At 50.7% G+C, this 17,360-nt stretch carries 13 protein-coding genes; 2 read left to right on the top strand and 11 right to left on the bottom strand.

The features are described 5' to 3' along the window. Positions 1–128: 128 nt before the first annotated feature. From MKX50_RS11755 to MKX50_RS11740, 4 genes are all read right to left on the bottom strand, one after another. Entirely contained in the window at positions 129–1,058 is a 930-nt protein-coding gene (locus MKX50_RS11755; RefSeq protein WP_339159740.1) for a glycine betaine ABC transporter substrate-binding protein, read from the bottom strand. An 86-nt stretch (positions 1,059–1,144) separates the two neighbouring features. Beyond that, the gene (locus tag MKX50_RS11750) at positions 1,145–1,801 is read right to left on the bottom strand and encodes an ABC transporter permease (RefSeq protein WP_213588496.1); all 657 of its coding nucleotides are present in this window, start codon (positions 1,799–1,801) and stop codon (positions 1,145–1,147) included. Further along, complete coding sequence (locus tag MKX50_RS11745; RefSeq protein ID WP_213588497.1) at positions 1,798–2,928, bottom strand: betaine/proline/choline family ABC transporter ATP-binding protein; 1,131 nt, start codon at positions 2,926–2,928, stop codon at positions 1,798–1,800. Before MKX50_RS11745 ends, MKX50_RS11750 begins: the two co-directional genes overlap by 4 nt. A gap of 242 nt (positions 2,929–3,170) precedes the next feature. Then, positions 3,171–3,791, bottom strand: coding sequence for a TrkA C-terminal domain-containing protein (locus MKX50_RS11740; protein ID WP_213588498.1), 621 nt, complete (start codon positions 3,789–3,791; stop codon positions 3,171–3,173). 192 nt (positions 3,792–3,983) lie between these two features. Here MKX50_RS11740 and chrA point away from each other — a divergent pair, with 192 nt between their 5' ends. Beyond that, entirely contained in the window at positions 3,984–5,222 is a 1,239-nt protein-coding gene (gene chrA / locus MKX50_RS11735; RefSeq protein WP_339159737.1) for a chromate efflux transporter, read from the top strand. Here chrA and MKX50_RS11730 read toward each other — a convergent pair. The 6 genes from MKX50_RS11730 to MKX50_RS11705 all read right to left on the bottom strand — a co-directional run bounded on the left by MKX50_RS11730 (position 5,219) and on the right by MKX50_RS11705 (position 14,227). Continuing rightward, positions 5,219–5,965: a glucose 1-dehydrogenase gene (locus MKX50_RS11730; RefSeq protein WP_213588500.1), complete on the bottom strand. Its 747-nt coding sequence runs from the start codon at positions 5,963–5,965 to the stop codon at positions 5,219–5,221. The genes chrA and MKX50_RS11730 overlap by 4 nt on opposite strands. Before the next feature lie 24 nt (positions 5,966–5,989). Beyond that, entirely contained in the window at positions 5,990–6,388 is a 399-nt protein-coding gene (locus MKX50_RS11725) for a hypothetical protein (RefSeq protein ID WP_339159735.1), read from the bottom strand. Next, on the bottom strand, positions 6,385–7,194 hold the full coding sequence (locus MKX50_RS11720) for a DUF817 domain-containing protein (RefSeq protein WP_213588502.1): 810 nt from the start codon (positions 7,192–7,194) through the stop codon (positions 6,385–6,387). Before MKX50_RS11720 ends, MKX50_RS11725 begins: the two co-directional genes overlap by 4 nt. 146 nt (positions 7,195–7,340) lie before the next feature. Then, on the bottom strand, positions 7,341–10,331 hold the full coding sequence (locus MKX50_RS11715; RefSeq protein ID WP_339160098.1) for a glycoside hydrolase family 48 protein: 2,991 nt from the start codon (positions 10,329–10,331) through the stop codon (positions 7,341–7,343). A 26-nt stretch (positions 10,332–10,357) separates the two neighbouring features. After that, positions 10,358–13,093: a glycoside hydrolase family 9 protein gene (locus MKX50_RS11710; RefSeq protein WP_339159733.1), complete on the bottom strand. Its 2,736-nt coding sequence runs from the start codon at positions 13,091–13,093 to the stop codon at positions 10,358–10,360. Between the two features lie 249 nt (positions 13,094–13,342). After that, entirely contained in the window at positions 13,343–14,227 is an 885-nt protein-coding gene (locus MKX50_RS11705; protein ID WP_213588504.1) for an EamA family transporter, read from the bottom strand. A 197-nt stretch (positions 14,228–14,424) separates the two neighbouring features. Between MKX50_RS11705 and mscL the strand changes: the two genes are divergently transcribed. Then, positions 14,425–14,805 (top strand): large-conductance mechanosensitive channel protein MscL, encoded by a 381-nt coding sequence (gene mscL, locus MKX50_RS11700; RefSeq protein WP_155611100.1) that lies wholly within the window; start codon positions 14,425–14,427, stop codon positions 14,803–14,805. Positions 14,806–14,885: 80 nt separating this feature from the next. On the opposite strand, the gene MKX50_RS11695 is transcribed toward mscL, so the two are convergent. Beyond that, positions 14,886–17,180, bottom strand: coding sequence for a glycoside hydrolase family 3 C-terminal domain-containing protein (locus MKX50_RS11695; protein WP_213588505.1), 2,295 nt, complete (start codon positions 17,178–17,180; stop codon positions 14,886–14,888). Positions 17,181–17,360 lie beyond the last annotated feature (180 nt).

Below are 17,360 nucleotides of genomic sequence, written 5' to 3'. Positions count from 1 at the left end.
ACCGTAAGCCTCCGTGTTCTATAGCATTAAATTTTGTATGATCAGCTTAATTGAAGCAGCTTACAGTTCATAGTTAAATCGGTCTCATCATATACTCCTATCCGTACAAATATTTAATACTATATATACTAGCCTTCTATCAACCCTTTTTCAATCAAAAATTGGCGTGCGACCTCTTCTTCCTTCAGCCCTTCCACATCGACGTCCGCATTCAGCTTCTGCATCTCCTCGTCGCTAATCAAACCGCTCATTAGATTCAATACCTCTTCTAACTCAGGATATTGCTCCAAGGTCGCTTTACGAATGACCGGTCCGGCATCATATGGCGGAAAAAATTCTTTGTCATCCCGCAAAATAACTAGATCATGCACCTTGATTTGCGCATCGGTGGCATATGCATTCGTCACATCCGTCTCTCCACTGGCGATCGACTGATACATAATACCGTGGTCCATCCCCTTTTGCTGCTTGAATTTCATGCCGTACAGCTTCTGAATTCCCGGAAAGCCGTCGTCCCGATCAAGAAATTCGAATTCTACGCCAAGAATCATGTCCTCGGATACCTTCGACAAATCGCTGAAGGTCTCAAGGTTGTGCCGTTCTGCAGTCTCCCGTGTTACCGCCAGTGTGTATGTGTTATTAATGCCGAACGGCTCCAGAAAGATTAGCTCATCATCAGCAAGCAGCTCTCTCGTTTTAGCCAGCGATTCCGCCGAATTGCCCGTTTCCTCCTGATAATAATTGGCTACAACCGTCCCCGTATATTCAGGGTACAGCTGAATTTCACCATTCTTTAGCGCGCTCCATGCGACGTTGGAGCCACCCAGATTGACCTGGCGCTTCACTTTGATGTCCGTTTTCGCTTCGATCAGCTCCGCCATCATCAGAGCAAGCAGCATATTCTCGGTAAAATTCTTAGATCCTATTGTAATTTCTCCTGCGTTTCCTGCTCCAGAGTCCTTGTTAGTTCCGCCTCCGCACGCACTCAATAGCATCGTCATCAGTACGACTGCCAACAAACCAACCGCCGTTTTTTTGCTAAATTTTATCATTTTCATTTGTTTCTTTGAACCTCCATATTTTAATGCTAAGCACTCTATAGCTGCATTTTTTGCAAGTCAGGCCTGCTATTGCCTTCCTCCATTCACACTTTTAAGCCTTTTGGTGTCGTCACTCTCTCCAGCAGACCAAGCAAGTAGTCCATAATCAGAGCGAGAATAGCCGCTGGAATCGCACCGAGCAAGGTTAGCGCCTCAATATTGCGCTGGATGCCTAGGAAGATGTATTCTCCAAGTCCCCCGGCTCCGATAAAAGAGGCCAGCGTTGCCGTCCCCACATTGATCACCGCCGCTGTTCGTATACCGGCCATTATGACATTTAAGGCCAGCGGCAGCTGGACGCGGAATAGAATTTGCCATGACTTCATGCCCATCCCGCGTGCCGCTTCCACGATTGACTTATCTACATCAGTAATACCCGCGTACGTATTCCGGATAATCGGCAGCAATGAATACAGGAACAAGGCGGCTACAGCCGTCTTCATGCCGATGCCGAATAGCGGAATCATAAAACCGAGCATGGCGAGGCTCGGAATCGTTTGCAGAACCCCGGCCGTTCCCAAGGTAACGCCCTTGAGAGATTTAACTCTAGTAATCATGATGCCTAGGGAGATGCCGACAACTATCGCCAGCAGCATCGACAGGAACACGAGTTCAATATGCACCAATAAGGACTGCGCCAATTCTCCCTTTCGCATGTCGAACTGATGGATCAGCTGATCCCATAATGATTTATCTCTCATGCTTTCTCTTCACCCCCTACCCACTGAGCGGCAAACGCTGTTAACAGACTGCTTCGGGTTACGATGCCTGCAATTGTTCCACTCCCCGTCACTACCGGGATGATGCCAAACGGCGCCTCAGTGATAAGCGCAAGCGCATCCTTCGCTGTCGCAGTATCCTCAAGCAGGGCTTGGGGGGATTGCATAATATCCCGGATGGTTACCGAGCTGTCCATCTGGGCCGACACATCGTAAGCTGAGACGATGCCCAGCAGTCTGCCCGCTTCATCGCTGACAAGCAGCGTGTCCGTCTTCCGCTGGCGCATGAAGGTTAGGGCCCTGCTTGGACTGCGGCCCGGAAGTGTTGTGGAAGGATTGTCCCGCATCACCTCCGTAACCGGAATAAATTCGGGGTTCTGATAGAGGCGATTTTTACCGACAAAACCTTCTACGAACTCATCGGCCGGATGACATAAAATTTGCTCCGGCGTATCGATCTGCACCAGCTCTCCATCTCGTAAAATGGCGATCTTGTCGCCAAGCTTCAGCGCTTCCTCCATGTCATGTGTGACGAATACGATCGTCTTCTTTACCTCCTGCTGGAGACGCAAGAGTTCATCCTGCAGCTGCTCCCGAGTAATGGGATCGAGTGCGCCGAACGGCTCATCCATCAGGATAATGTCCGGATCGGCCGCCAAGGCTCTCGCTACACCGACCCTCTGCTGCTGGCCGCCGGACAGTTGTTTGGGGTAGCGCTTCGCATAAATTTCCGGATCGAGTCCGACCAAGCGCAGCATTTCGCTTACCCGTGCTTTCTTTTTATCTCGGGACCATCCTTTTAATTCGGGGATTAGACCTACATTGTCTTCGATGGTGTAATGGGGAAACAGTCCGATTTGTTGAATGACGTAGCCGATGTTCTTGCGCAGCGTTACGGGGTTTTCCTGCGTAATATCCTTGCCCTGGACGTATATTTTGCCTGATGTGTGCGGAATCAGGCGGTTAATCATCTTCATGGATGTCGTTTTCCCGCAACCGCTGGGGCCGATCAGCACCAGAATTTCGCCCGAATCCACCTCGAAGCTGATATTTTTTACCGCATGATAACCGTTTGGGTATGTCTTGCTTACCTGTTCAAATTTCAGCATTTCTGCCTCCTTTGTGCTTGCAAATTTATGTTTCTTCTCCCCCCATATGCATTGAATCAGCAGCATTGATAGTTTTTTACTACTATGCTTGAAGCATCAATAGGTATTACTATAACAAACCCCCGGAATACTGACAACCTTTATCAAGTTCATAAGTTGTATGTTAAAAAATGGACTTGCTCCAACAAAAAAGAGGCCTCCCTGGCACTATCTGCCTAGGAACAGCCTCTTTCAACTATGTATTATTCGCTGGTTTGATTGACAAACCGCTCGGTTTTGTCGTAAATTTTCGGATCTCCTACAAATACAAGCATATCATTCTCCCGCAAAATCACATGGGGTCCGGGGGAGATCGAGATTCTAGTACCCCTGCGCAGCGCGATTACGGTAGCTCCGGTATTTTGCCAGAACAATAAATTGCCGATTGTTTTGCCCACCGCATGGGATCCTTCCTTGATCTGTATTTCCATCGGGTTATAGGGAGTAAGATTCTGCAGCCGGTCTGAAGCCTTTGTAATTTTGTTCAACAGAACTTCGAATCTGCGATCCACTTCTTTTTTCTCTGCCATCAGCTGCTCCAAATCCCGTTTTAACGAGTAAGCCGATTTCAGATAATTGCTGCTCGCCAAATATTCTCCGGCTTTCTGATCAGAGATGACAACGATCTCTTTGCCCTGCGAGACCGAGACGATTCCCTCATCCTTGAGCAGCCCGATCGCCTTGCGTATCGTTTCCGGAGAGACATGATATTGAGCCGCCAACAAGGAACGCCCCGATATTTTGCTATGGACAGCCAGCTCCCCGCTGACGATTCTCTGAGCAATATCGAGTGCGATGGATTTGTAGACAGCAATTTCCTGCATTACGGTGTAGTCCCCCTTTTACATCATCATGTTATCCAGTATAGCTGCTTTTACCCGGCAAATAAACTAGCCGCCTTACACAGAGTTTTCTCGTATTTTACGCCAGGTTAACATACCTATGATAATGTAGACGAACGGTTGAAACAGGCCGGGTTCTCTAGGCACCACACTTTGAAAGGAACATGACATGCTATGAATACAAAAAATACAGCAAAAAAAGAGACTGCCGCCCAGTCTCTGCCACGCATTACCGTGCTTGATATTTTCCTTGCTTCAGCCAAATTGGGGCTGACCTCCTTTGGCGGTCCTGTTGCGCACCTGGGGTACTTCCATCAGGAATATGTCGTCCGCCGCAAATGGATGGAAGAGAAAGCCTACGCTGATTTGGTTGCCTTATGCCAGTTCCTTCCCGGACCGGCCAGCAGCCAAGTCGGGATCGGAGTCGGCCTGCGCTGCGCCGGGTTGATGGGAGCCATAGCAGCCTGGGTTGGATTTACACTGCCATCCATCCTCCTGTTAGGGCTGTTCGCTATCATCGTGCAGCGCATGAATGTCGCCGAAGCGTCTTGGCTGCACGGATTGAAGCTGACCGCCGTGGCCATCGTCGCCCAGGCTGTATGGAGCATGGGGACAAAGCTAGCCGCAACCCGAAAGCAAGCCGGCGTCGCTGTTGGTGCAGCAGCGGTTGTGCTGCTCTGGCCAGGCACGTATAGCCAAGTAGGCGTTATCGCCGCGGCGGCATTACTGGGGCTCATTATGTATCGCCATGAAGCGGCTGCGGAATCCGTTATGCCAGCTGCCGCGGCAAGTTCGCGGGATGTTCATGGCTGCAGGCAGTCCTTCATCTATCTAGGATTCTATTTCGCATTACTCCTGCTTCTCCCCTTGTTCAGCCAATGGTCAAACGGCGGATGGCTCTCCCTGGTCGACGGCTTCTACCGGGTCGGTTCCCTCGTCTTCGGCGGAGGACATGTGGTGCTTCCGCTGCTGCAAGAAGAAGTCGTCGCACACGGCTGGGTCAGCCAGTCCGATTTCATCGCCGGGTACGGCGCTGCTCAGGCCGTTCCTGGGCCGCTCTTTACCTTTGCCTCCTATTTAGGCGCCATATATGGAGGAGTGCCGGGTCTGGCATTAGCTACAATCGCCATCTTCCTGCCAGCCTTTCTGCTGGTCGCAGGCGTTCTGCCTCTGTGGGATCGGCTAAGCCGGAACATAACTATGCAGCGGGCGCTGCAGGGTATCCATGCAGCAGTGGTAGGAATATTGCTGGCTGCACTGTACGATCCCATTTGGACCGGCGCTGTTCGCGGCACGGCAGACTTCGTTATCGTGCTTTGCTTGTTCGCGATGCTGGTGTTCTGGAAGCTTCCGCCGTGGTGTGCGGTTATCGCAGGCGCGGCAGCAGGCATGCTTGCGCAATTGTTCGTCTAATCTTCATAAATCATTTTTCGAGTCATTCCGCCGTCGACGACGAGATGGATGCCGGTCACGAAATCATTAGCCGGATCTGTTAAATAGAGACAAGCCCGGGCGATATCCTCGGGTTTGCCTACCCGGCCCGCCGGATGCTGGCTATGATCAATCTCGCGCAGCTCCTCGTATTTCCCCGTTTCTATCCATCCGGGGCTGATGCAATTCACTCGTATCCCGTCAGGGCCGAGCGACACCGCCATCGCGTGGCTTAGCGATACGATGGCCCCCTTCGAGGCGGCATATGCCTCGGAGTTCGGTTCGGACATGAAGGAGCGGGTCGAGGAAATATTGACGACCGACCCTCCGCCATGCTGTTTCATCAATTTTGCCGCCTCCCGCGTTACGAGAAAACAGCTGCGCACATTTGTATTCAGCACATCATCCCATTCATCCACCGTCAGCTCAAAGGGCGATTTGAACCGGGACACCCCTGCATTGTTAATGACAATATCAATTCTGCCATATGTATGTTCAACCTGCTTCATTATGCCGGATATGTCCCGTTCGCTGCGGACATCGCAAGAGATGAATTCGGCTTGTCCCCCCTTTTGCCTTATTACCTCAGCCGATTGCTCCCCAGCCGAGGACGGCAGATCGGCCAGGATTACGACAGCGCCGCAGCGAGCGTAAGCTTCCGCAATTCCACGGCCGATTCCCTGCGAAGCACCGGTGACTAATACGACGAGTTTGGCAAATGACATAACGAATACAGCCTCCTTTAAATATTAACGAGTCGTAAAGAAGCTCTTCATCAGCGTTAATCCGCTCATAAGACCAAAGAAGAAAAATTCGCGTTCCCGAACCAATTGGTAATATTCGGCCATCGCGATAATTTTAATATATGAAGAGGCAATTGGATAAATCAAGATCAAAAAGCATGGCAAGAACACGCCGAAAAACAGCGGTTTAATCATTTTTCGCCGGGCCGGCCATCCGTTAAGCAGACTTAAATACAGGCCAAATGCAAAGGCGTAAATCATGTTGGCCAGCAGCATATTGTCAGTTTTGTAAAGTATCGTTCGCTGTTGATCCATCATGGCGAAGAAGCTGCCGCTATAGTAAACAAGCAGACAGGCGCCGATCATCCATGCAATATAATAGAAAATCCCCTTTGAGTTATTCATGTGCGACTCTCCCATTTGTCGGAGGACACGCCTTGCGGGGCGTCGATCCTTCCCTTTTTAACATGCTTCAGCTGCGCAACGATGATGATGCTGATCACAACGAGCAGCAGCCATGAGCTGATTTTTCCGATATGAACGAGCCGCCATACCTCTTCCTGATTCGGGTATTTCCAGGCTCCCAGGAAGGTGGTCACATTCTCCGCAATCCAGATAAAGAAGCCGATCAGCAGAAATGACAGCAGCAGCGGCATTCGAAAGGTGCGCTCTTCCAGCGTAAAATATACCGTGCATCGGAAAAATACGGCAACCAGGAGCAGCATGAGTATCCAGCGATAGTCGCCGATAAAATGATGCGTGAAAAAATTTAGATAGATTGCCGCGCTAATGGCAACGGCGTAAATCGAATTGGGCCAGCCCGTAATTTGCAGCTGCAGCCGTCTCCAGGCCTGGCATATGTAGCTGGCGACACTGGCGTACATGAATCCGCTGTATAGCGGGACACCGAATACCTTGCTCCATGCAGGTTCCGGGTAAGTCCACGAGCCCATATGAACTTTGAATATTTCGAGTGCAAGGCCAATGATGTGGAACATGCAAATGACCTTCAGCTCGTCCAGCGTTTCCAGCTTGCTGATCATCATCCCTGCCTGAGCGAGCAAGCAAATCAGCAAAATCCAGTCATATCGCGGAAGAACGGGCAGCTGGATCACTTTCGTCAGAGCGAGGGCTCCGAAGATTATTAGCGGAAATATGCAGGATAGCGCTTGGAGCCAAGCAAACACGAACAGCTTGCGGATAAACATCATAACGGGACATCAGCCTCCTGTTTCTACAATTGGATTTTATCACAATTCATACCTTGAAGTGACCAGACTGTAAAAATTAAAAACAGCAGGAAAGCGCCCAACTTGCCATGGTCAGCAAGTTGGGCGCTCCGTTATGCTCTATGCGATTAAGGCTCAAGTCCCCATACCAGATCTCCGTTCAAATGCAAAGTTGCCTTCTCCCAGCTGGCAAAATTGGTCTTAGTCGCATCATATGAATAGTCATCCGATTCATTATAGTTGGACCAGTCCGTCTTGTTGACCCGTACCTGGATTTCGCCGGAATTCGCCCCCGGTGCCAAGCTGCCCGCACCAGCGCCGAACGAAATTTCCAAGTAATAATCCGCCCCCGGCTTGGCTGATGGCAGCTTGACGAAGGTTCCGCTTACGTTGCTGCTGCCGATAGCGGCATAGTCGCAATGGAATTGCTGCGGTTTATCACCGTCGATGGTGTAATAATAGCGAATCTTCACATTGCTTAGCGATACGGCTGTGTCACCCGTATTCACGATGCGGAACTGCGGCCGGAATTGGTTATCTCCTGGGTTCGTGTCATTCGTACGGTATTCAAGCTTCAGATTGCCCTGTACCGGAATTGGAGTGGATGCAGGCTTGGCGCTTGCCTCCGGCGAGTCCGGGCTCTCCCCAACGCTGTTGGATGCGCTGACTACATAGTAATACGTCGTGCCGTTGACAACGTTTGAATCGGTATAGGCAGCTTGCGCTGTAGTTCCTAACATCGTGTATGGACCGCCGCTTGTCGTTGCCCGCTTCACCGTATAGCTGGTAGCGCCGCTAACACTGTTCCAGGACAGATTGACCACAGCGTCGCCAGCCACCGCGTTCGGCTTGGATGGAGCTTTTGGCGCTACTGGCTCCACCGGTCCGCCTTGATCGCTGTTGATCAGGCGATCGTATTCGGCGTACGCCGTAGCCATATCAACTTGAGACCAGAAGCGGTGATAAGTGAACTCTGGGGCCCCGTTCGTCCATTTCTTCGTTTGCGGATCCCAGGAAGTGTTGTATTTATTCTCTAAATATTGCCATTGAGGATCATTTTTAATGGCTGGTCTTACATCCGTATAACTGGCATATACGCCATTGCCGCCCTTGGCTGGATCAGATGGCACCGCAGACGATCCCGGGAGCGTATTGCCTTGTCCGAACAAGCCCGTCCAGCCATTAGGGAAATAAATTTCCTTCGTGAAGTAGCGGTAATAGTCCTCGCGCGGCTCAACTGTCGTGATACCGATGCCGTCATTGTATCCCCACGCAGCATCCAGCAGCGCCTTGGCCAACTGTTCAGCCTGGCTGCCCAGCGCAGTGTAGCTGCCGGTTTCCGCTTTCGTTCCGGCCGCAAAGAAGGTCAGCGCTTTGATATAGCTGCCGAGCACTCCCGCATCCTGCCCCGGGTTCTTTGTTACTACACGCAAGTTAGGGTTGCCGTTATGGCTGCTGAAGCCATTCCAAGTCGCCGGCTGGCCGGACCATTCCAAGTTGCTTGGAACCCAGAATTCCCCAGGCGCTGAAACCGTGGCGATGGCCGGATTATTGCCGCCGAGCACACGATTGCCCAGGCTATCCAGATAATAGCCTTCAGAATCGGTTACCGGACGTTGGTTAGCAAAGACGTAGTCCATGGACCAGTCGATCCATTTCTGTACGACCTGCTTGGCCATTTGGAAATTCTCCGAGGAGGTATCTCCATTTGATGCCAGAATATAATAAAGCTCAGCGATCCGCTCTACCGGCCAAGCCTGCATGCCGAACCAGTTATTGGATGGCGGGTCATGATATACAGGCGCATCATCATAAGCCAAACCGTAGAAAGTGCTCTTGCCGGCAGGATAAGCTTTGTAGGAGCCGTCCCAGCTGTTGGTCGCTCCGCCCGCAATCGCCCCTTCTGCGGATTGCAGCCAAGTGTAGAACTCCAGTTGGCGCTTCAGCGAAGTCGTCCAATCTTGTCCTGCCGTTGGAGAATTCGGCACCAGGCCGCCGCTTGGATTGGAAAGCGCGTAAGCCGCTACGACGTTCTGATAACCTTGATGAGCGTGGCTCGATCCGATTCGCCAAGCCCAGTTGCCTGTTTGTCCCAGGCCGCCTCCCCAGGCTGTATACCAAGCCATGAGATAATGGCTGGCATCCTTGCCGGTACCGGCTGTCGGCGTTCCATTTGAAGCGCTTCCAATCTTCTGGAAGTATTTATCGTACATGCCGTAGCGCAAGTAGTCACCCATCTTTTTGGCCTTGTTCAAATATACGGAGTTGTTATAACCCAGTTCCTTAGCCCAGTACATGGCTTGAATGGCCCGCGCATCCGCATCGGTCGCATTCGTATAACGCCATTGCTCGGCCGGAGCGTTGCTCTCCTTCGTAAACAGAGTCATGAAGCCTTCCCCTGCTTTTCCAAACGTTTTATTGTCTTGCGATGGATGTGGTATGGCCTCCCATACCGACTCCTGCTCACCCCGCTGGAACGTGTTCACATAAGTTGCCGTGTGGCTTGGATTGAGCAAATTGCCGAAGCCGTACCAATTGTCCACGTCCAGCAGCCAGTGCATCAAGTACGTCTGGTTGTTTCCGTACGTCGCTTTTAGCTCTGCATCCAGCGGGTCTCTTCCTGCCGCATATTGACCGCTAAGCTGGCTCGGATATTGATCCGGCTGCGAATATTCTGCGGCATAAGTTGCCGGGCTGTTGGGGTTGTAGTAGCTCATCGTTGGCTGTTCTTCCTTGCCGTCTCCCTCATTCACCGGGATAATATACTTCTCCATATTGTCCCACGCGGCTTCAAGCTTGCTCCAATCCCCGGTGTAATGGCCGTAGAGCACCTCGAGCCACAGCCAATAGCTATACGCCTCCGACGTCGTCATATGCCCATAGTCCGGCGCCTCGCTCATTAGGGTCTCAATGGAGTGATAAGGAATTCCTTCGGGCGAAAAGTAGCCATTGGCCGGATTTTTAAGCTGCTGATACATTTGCAGGAACCGGGTTTCCTCGGTGGACGATGCTGCGAGTGCCTGGCTGGAATGAACGGTAAACACACCCGATACGATCGTAAGCGACAGTGCCGCACTCATTAAGAGCGATACCGGCTTCTTAAAAGCTGACCATTTCATCATATACATCCTCTCTATTCTTGGTTTTAGGGCTCAATCCCCCATACAAGATTACTGCCTAGATGCAATGTCACTTTGTCCCAATCAGCAAAACCGCTTTGTGTTCCGTTGTACGAATAATCATTAGATTCGTTATAATTCGACCAGTCCGTCTTATTCACTCTGGTCTGAATCTCACCGCTATCCGCTCCAGGCGCCAAGCTGCCTGCCCCTGGCCCGAACGAGATTTCCAAATAATAATCCGCCCCGTGAACCGCATTGCCAAGCTTAACGAATTTCCCGGTTACATTCCCGCTGCCCACAGCCGCATAATCGCAATGGAACTCTTGAGCCTTGTCCCCGTCAATCGTGAAATAATAGCGAATCTTTATATCGCTGAGGGCAACAGACGTCGTTCCCGTGTTAACGATGCGAAACTGCGGACGAAACTGATTGTCGCCCGGATTAGTATCATTCGTACGATATTGCAGCTTCAATCCGCCTTCAACCGGCGCTGTCCCTTCCCGGGGCTTGGCGCCGACCTGCAGCGAGTTAGGACTATCTCCGGCCGAGTTCCTGGCAACAACCACGTAATAATAGGACGTCCCATTGATCACTCCTTGATCGCTATAGGTCGTCCCCGTCGTTTCGCCAACCACGTTATAAGGTCCTCCGTCGGCTTGCGCACGCTTCACCACATATTGGCTGGCACCGCCCGATGGATTCCAGGACAGATCAACCTGGCCGTCGCCAGCCGTTGCCTTAACGCCTTTGGGCGCAGCAGGAACCATCGGCGTTCCCGGGTTGCCTCCTCCGGAAGGCAGTTGTCCAAACACATGAACACCGGCATCATAGACCGGAATATTGTTCATTTTTACAGGAGCAGCCGCGCTCAGCGCAATGCCCTGGTAAGAAAAATCATTGCTGTTATCCCAGAAATTTGTGTTCAACGGAGCGGCAATCCGGAATTGTACCTCCTTGCGGTGCGCCGACTGCCCTCCGGGATAAATTGCAGTTCCTGTAAAATCAATGGTCGTATAATAAATATGTTGAGCTGCATCAAACGGCTTAAGCGGTGATACCGTCGCTCCCTGGTTGTACCCGCCGGCAGAAACCGTAATATCCTCGGGGCCGTAACCAGCCTCAATTGCTTCGCTGATATCGATGTAGTAATTGAAGGACAGCTTGTCGCTCGAGCGTGCCGGCCAGCCGGAACGGTTATTGAGCAAAGCTCTAATCTCTACAAAATTGCTGCCGCTCACGTTTACAGAAGCTTCAACGAACATTTCATCCTCGCGGACTTCCGGTGACGGGAAGCTCGGAAGAGGCTGCTGTCCCTGTCCATGAAGAAGCACCATCTTCGCAAGTGCCCCCGTAAAAGCGGCATTATAATCCGTGGCTACCTCGTTTGATACATAATCTCCAATCGAATCAGTATAGCTATCGTTCTTGGTTGGCCCGCCAACGAGCGCACCATATAGAATATGCCTGTGATTCGCAGGAGTTTGCTGGTTGTCCGCCCAGGAGCCGTGCGAGGTTCGATGATGCGGATGCTCCGGCGCATTATTGCCGAAACCGACCACATAACTGCTGCTCCGCGGATTATCTCCCAGCATGTACAAAATTTGACTCTCGGCAAAAGTACGCGCACGCGCTTTCTTGACAGGATCGCTCACCCAATCGGAGTAAACGAAAGCAAGGAATGCCTGATTGGCGGCGTAACGAAGAGCTCCCCATTGATCCAGATGCGCAAGCCCTCCTGGTGTGTACGTGACTCGTTCACCAGTTCCGGACACGCCTGTCGTCCAGAACTCCATGCTCCGCTCCGTAGACTGTACGAACCGCGGATCTCCGGTAATTCGGGCCAGGAGAAGCTGGGCGCCATATTGCTTGTTATCCCAGTTTTGTGTCCACTTATAATCCCAGCCACCGGACTGCAGTGTTCCCCACTGGCTGCTTGCGGCTATAGCCTTGTTAAGATAAGTCTCGTCGTTCGTAGCGAGATAGAGCCACACGCCTCCCCAGCTCAATTCATCGGCATAGCCGCTCCAGGACTTGTAGTACTGGGCAGCGTCAGTAATGCTGTCCGAATATGCTCCGCGGTATTGATCCGCGAATTGATACAATTGCTTCGCATGCTTAAGCAGCTCTCCCGAATAGGCGGCGTCCGTATCCTTGAAAATGATCGAGGCGGCAGCCAGCGCTGCGGCTGTCTCCCCGGCAAGATCCGAGCCCGGATGGGCTGCATCAATTTTATAGGCCGGCCGCGCCATAGGCATGACTTCAGCCGGGCCCCACCAGTTATGGTCCGCTGTGCCGTTCCCTACTTGTCCCCATAATTCATTGGGAGCCGTATGAGCTTTCATAAAATAATCCGTCGCCCAGCGGATATTATCCAGGATGTATTCGAGCTGGCCGGACTGCTCATATCCATCGCGGTACTCGTACACGGACCATGCAAGCATTGTTGCGGTGTAAGCCATCGGAAAACCGAATTTGACATGATCGCCTGCGTCGTACCAGCCGCCCGTCAAATCATGACCGACGTCAGCCCCGTCCTTCAGCCCAGAATCGCCGCGCCATTCGACGCGATTATTGTCCGGCAATTTGCCAGAACGCTGTGTCTCGTAGAAATAAATCGATTTCTGCAACGCTTCGGCGTAGTTATAATCCGAGGCAGCGGCTTGAGCGCTTGGCACATTTGTTAGCGCCGCACTCCCTGTAAGCGCTAACACTAATGTGAATGAAAATATCCTGCTTCGTTTCAACCATTTTCCCATCATATCATTGCCTCCTTTCTATACGATAATATCCACAAAAATCCCGACAGGCTGCTTCAAGTACCACCTTCTTTCATTAAATTAGGATTGTTGTTAGGAAGTTTCCATTTAATTACAACAATTCCTAGCCATAATATAACATATCAATCTATTAATTACTATATTTTACATATAAATTGTTATTTATTGTTAGCTTAATGAAAAAAAGAGCGATATGTCATAAAGACATACCACTCTTGCTTCAAAATTCAGTTAAAAAATTCGCAGGGCAATCATGCCAACAATGCATATAGACATGCCAATGACTTCAAGCCTTCTAAATTTCTCTTTGACGAAGATGCGAGTATAAAGAAGAATTAATAGCACATTCATGGCGACAACGGCCGACACGAGCCCCGTAATACCATATTTAAAGGCGGTTATGATGAGGATCATTCCGAAAAAGTTCGTGAAGCCGATCGCCATGCCACTGAAGAAAGTTTGTTTTTCATTCCACTTGCCCAGCTGCGCAGAGGATCCGTATGTACCGGAAACTGCTAATTTCCGTTTGCGATTTTTATCGATCAGCCACCAAGCAGCAAAGCAGGCCGATCCGACGGAGAACATGTAAAACAATGTTGGAAATAGCGCTGCTTCTAAACGTGTCGACATCTTGCCCGCCATATCATTTAAACCGAAAAATACCATGGCCAGCAGACCCCATTGTGCGCCCTGCAAATTCCCGATTCGCAGGTCATTCGAATATCTGACGGTTAGAATCCCTGCAACAATGAGAAAGAACGCGAGCATCTGCCCCAGGGACAGCGTCTCCCCCCACAAGAAGTAGGCAAGCGTAACGACAACGACGGGGGGAAGTCCGGTCAGAATCGCAATGATCGAAGGTTTCCCGACAGCGAAGCCTTGGAACATGCAGGCATTTGCTACGAATGAAAACGCCCCCATAAATACCCCCGTAAGCGCGCTCAGCGTCCAGTTCTGCCCAAACAGGAAGCTGCCTATTAAACTAGCGAGGGCTCCAGTAAAAAATACGCCGAATAACATCAAATTACGATCCATTCCTTGTTTGGATGACCAATGATACAAAATACCGCGCAGACCAAAACTGATCGCAGCGAGAGAAGCGAATAACAGCCACATGTTTTTGTAAACTCCTTCTTCTGGTTGAACTTCTTATTAGAAGCCGCTAATTAAGCATTATACCATCTTCCTGGATATTGGCTATCACCATAGTTACTATTTTTATAGCAGCCTCTATTTGGTTTTTTTCTTGTTGCCAAGCAACTTAGGCTCATTTAATCTAATATTAAGTTTGAACACCGTCAGGAGGGACATTTATGTGGAAAGAGTTTAAAACATTTGCATTTAAAGGCAATGTGCTAGATTTGGCTATTGCCGTCATCATCGGCGGGGCATTCGGAAAAATCGTCAGCTCCGTCGTCGAGGATCTAATTATGCCGCTTTTGGGTATCTTGTTAGGCGGGCGCGATTTCTCGAACATCGTGATCCAGGTTAATGAAGCAACGATTAAAATCGGATCGTTCATGCAAACCGTCATTGATTTCCTGATCATCGCTTTTTCGATTTTTCTATTCACCAAGTTGCTCAGCAAATTCAAGCGGAAGGATGACCCCAAACCGGACAAACCCGCAGAACCCAGCAAAGAAGAACTGCTGCTCACTGAAATCCGCGATTTGCTGAAGAACAAGCAGCTTTAGGAGAGCGAGTGCACACTGCAGCTATTCTACATAACAATCCCCGCAGCGGAGCAGTCCTGCAAGCTGCGGGGATTGTCTTGTTATGCCCGGGAAGAAGGAGAACTTGCTGCATTCAGCGTTTCGATCATTTCGTCCATCATCTCTTCCGTAAACGCACCTCCGCCAAAGTTAACCAACGCGCGCAGCGGCATATATTTCATCATCGCCGCCAGCATTTCGGCCATATTCCCTTCATCGCCCATCTGCGCAAATGGATGGGTCTCGTTTACTTTATCGAGCAGCTTCTTCGCTGTCGAAGAAAGATGCGGATCAGCAAGTAAGTCTCCAACCAGCGTATTCCGGCTCACCTTCATTTTGATGGCTGTACCCGAACGGACGAGCAGCGTGTCGCGCAGCACGATTTCACGAGAGGATTTTCCGATTAATATTTCGAATTCGCCCGTTTCCACATGCCAATCCTTTAACTCGACATTGTAATAAGCGAAGGAGCGTTTATCGAGAGTAAAAGTAACCTTCTTCTCCTCCCCTGGCTTCAGACTGATCTTCTCAAAACCTTTCAGCTCCTTCTCCGGTCTCGTTACACTGCTCTGAATATCTCTCACATAGAGCTGGACAATCTCTTTGCCGGCAGTTTTTCCTGTATTTTTGACGAATACGCTGATTTTCACAGTGTCTGAATCTGCGATTTCCTTCGCGCTAATGGACATATCCCGGTAACTGAATTCGGTGTAGCTCAATCCATGGCCAAACGGAAACAGCGGCTCGATTTCCTTGGCATCGTAATAACGGTAGCCGACGAAAATTCCTTCCTTATACTCCACCTTGTCCCCGTCCCCCGGAAAATTCAAATACGACGGATTATCACTGAGCTTCATCGGAAACGTCTCGGCAAGCTTGCCGGAAGGATTTGCATCGCCGAACAGCAGCGAAGCAATCGCTCCGCCGAGGGCCTGCCCGCCTAAGTAACCTTCCAGCACCGCTTTTACTTTCGGCAGCCAAGGCATTTCGATCGGCGCCCCGTTGCTGAGCACCGCGACAAGGTTCGGCTGAACGGAAGCCACCGCTTCGATCAATGCGATTTGGTTCTGCGGGATGCTCAGATGCTCACGGTCATAGCCTTCCGATTCATATCGATCAGGCAAGCCGATAAACAAGACAGCAACATCTGCATTCTGTGCTGTTTCTTTCGCCTTGGCCATCAACTCCGCGTCGATTTCATCATGCTCCAGAGGGTAGCCCTCGGCAAAGAACACCTCTGCACCGCCCGCTGCCTGAACGATCTCCTCGAACACGTTATCCAGCTTCGTCGGCAATATATGCGAGCTGCCTCCGCCCTGGTATCTAGGCTTTGTCGCCAATGTACCGATCACAGCGATCTTCCCTTGCTTCGTAAGCGGCAGCAGCCGATCTTCATTTTTTAACAGCACCATGCTCTCCATGGCTACTTCCTTGGCCAGCTGATGATGCGCCTCCTGATCATAAACAGCGTTCTCCCGCTGCTCGTCAACCGCCTTAAAAATAATGTTCAGTAGTCTTTCCACAGCTTGATCCAGCTTGGCTTCTGCAAGCGTTCCATTTTGGACGGCAGCGATAATCTTTTGCTCCCCAAGGCCGCTGCTCGAAGGCATTTCCAGCTCCAATCCCGCTTCAAGCGCTTTTACGCGCTCATTGACCGCGCCCCAGTCAGAAACGACAATACCTTCAAAGCCCCATTCGTCCCTTAAAACGCCGGTAAGCAGCTCTTCGTGCTCAGAGGCGTATTCACCGTTTAATCTGTTATAGGCGCACATCACCGTCCACGGCTGGGCATCCCGAACCGCATGCTCGAAGCTGGCCAGATAGATTTCACGCAGCGTTCTTTCGTCGACGACGGCATCGGTCGACATCCGGCGATGCTCCTGGTTGTTGGCGGCGAAATGCTTTAACGATGTACCTACACCCTGGCTCTGTACGCCGCGAATATGGCTTGCGGCCATTTGTGAGGAGAGGTAAGGATCTTCGGAGAAATATTCGAAATTTCTGCCGCACAGCGGCGAACGCTTGATATTGGCTCCCGGTCCGAGCAGCACCGCTACATTCTCGGCCTGGCACTCCTGGCCTAGCGCTTCACCAACCTGCCTAGTCAGCTCCCTGTTCCATGTACTGGCCAAGCTGACAGCCGACGGGAAACAGGTGGCCGGCACGCTTTCGTTGAGCCCTAAATGATCGGCGTCCGCCGCCTGCTTGCGCAGACCGTGTGGTCCGTCCGTCACCATAATAGATGGAATGCCCAGACGCTCGATTCCTTTCAAATGCCAAAAATCCAGCCCTGAACATAACCCTGCCTTCTCCTCCAACGTCATTTGGGCAATTAGTGATTTCATGTCTCTTTTCATAAGCTCCTCCTGTTCCAAGCATAAAAGTAATCGCTTTCATTAATGATATATTCATTATAAGAAGAGAATCTGATTATTTATGGCGCTGATTTAAGCTTTTTGGTGTTTTTTTAAGGTTATTTTCCTGGAAAGATCGTGCGAATCGCTGAAGTATGTTATGTTCAAATTATGAACCTAAAG

Origin of the sequence: Paenibacillus sp. FSL W8-0186 (assembly GCF_037969765.1) — a bacterium.
GTDB lineage: Bacteria > Bacillota > Bacilli > Paenibacillales > Paenibacillaceae > Fontibacillus > Fontibacillus woosongensis.
This window is presented reverse-complemented; position numbering and strand designations above follow the sequence as displayed.